The 1,308-nt window shown below is 54.4% G+C and carries 1 protein-coding gene; it reads left to right on the forward strand.

All coding sequences use genetic code 11. From position 1 onward, the window contains the following. Window positions 1-969 (forward strand): iron uptake porin (locus ACP5D4_RS21590; RefSeq protein WP_428013663.1); only part of this gene is annotated, 969 nt, incomplete at its 5' end. Between the last annotated feature and the right edge of the window lie 339 nt (window positions 970-1,308).

The following is a 1,308-nucleotide window of genomic DNA, read 5'->3' on the forward strand; positions in this document are numbered from 1 at the left end:
CGCGACCAACTCTGGACTCGTCTCGACGCCGGAAACTCCCGCTACTTCAACAACCTCGACCAAGGAGTTTTCACCCACAGCTTCAACAGCAACAGCGACGTTACAATCGGCTGGTTGGCGTACTACTTCCCCATCGGCGACAACGTCCAAGTGTACTTACCGGCCGCCTATCCCCTGTGGCAAGACTTCGTACCCACCGTCAGCCCCTACTTCGAGGGTTTCACGGGAGCCAGCAACGCCCTGTCTAGCTTCGCCGAATCCAGTCCCATTTACAAAATCGGCTTGTCCAACGGTGGCGGTATCGGTTTCAACCTCGAAGCCACCGACTGGCTGACGGTTTCGGCCGGTTACTTCGGCGGGGACTCCTTCAGCCCCAGCGAAAAAGAAGGTCTGTTCAACGGCGAATACTCCATGTTAGGACAGTTGACCTTCGACTTCGCCAACTTGCAAGTGGGCTTAACCTACAACCACGCCTACTTCAACGACAGCCCCAACAGCGACAACGGCATTTTCGACCTGGGGCCGGGAACCTTCACCGCCGTGCAGCCCTTTGGCGGTAACGCGGCGTTGTACACGAACTCTTACGGTATCGCAGCCTCCTATCAACTGGGCGATACCCTGTCTGTCAAAGCCTTCGGTGGTTACACCGATGCCGAATCTCGCGGGGCGGGTAAAGACGATGCGGAAATTTGGTATTACGGTTTAGGCTTGGCGTTACCCGACTTTGGTGGAGACGGCAACCTGCTGGGGATTCTGGCTGGTGCCGAGCCTTACGTGGGCGGGTTGAACGGTAGCAACGCCGATTCCGTGGCCGACGATACGCCGTTCCACCTGGAAGCGTTTTATCGCTATCAACTCAACGACAATATCTCGATTACGCCGGGTCTGATTTGGTTGACCGCTCCCCAAGGGGAAAAAGATAACGACGATGCTGTTGTCGGTATCTTGCGGACGACCTTCACCTTCTAACGAGGGTTCTCGAACAGCGTTCTCAGAGAAATTTCCAGGTGAAATTTCCAGGTGAAATTTCCAGCGAACGATCGAATTGTTTGACGTTTTGTCGGACAATTCGATCGTTCGATCGTTTTGTCGTTGCTTCTACCTTAAATCTTCCCGTACAATTTGGCCGGTGTTGAGGTGTGAACCAAGATGTATCACCATTACCGGCCGATTTGGCAACTTAGCCCCGTTTTGGCAGTCCTGCTGAGCGCAACGGCTCCCGTTCCAGCAATTTCCGCAACCATCGAACCCTCAAAAACAGACCGAACTGCAAAAACTCCACTCGCTCCCCTCGCTACAAACTCTGTC

The organism is Baaleninema sp. (genome assembly GCF_049974805.1).
In the GTDB taxonomy this organism is placed as follows: domain Bacteria; phylum Cyanobacteriota; class Cyanobacteriia; order Cyanobacteriales; family Geitlerinemataceae; genus Baaleninema.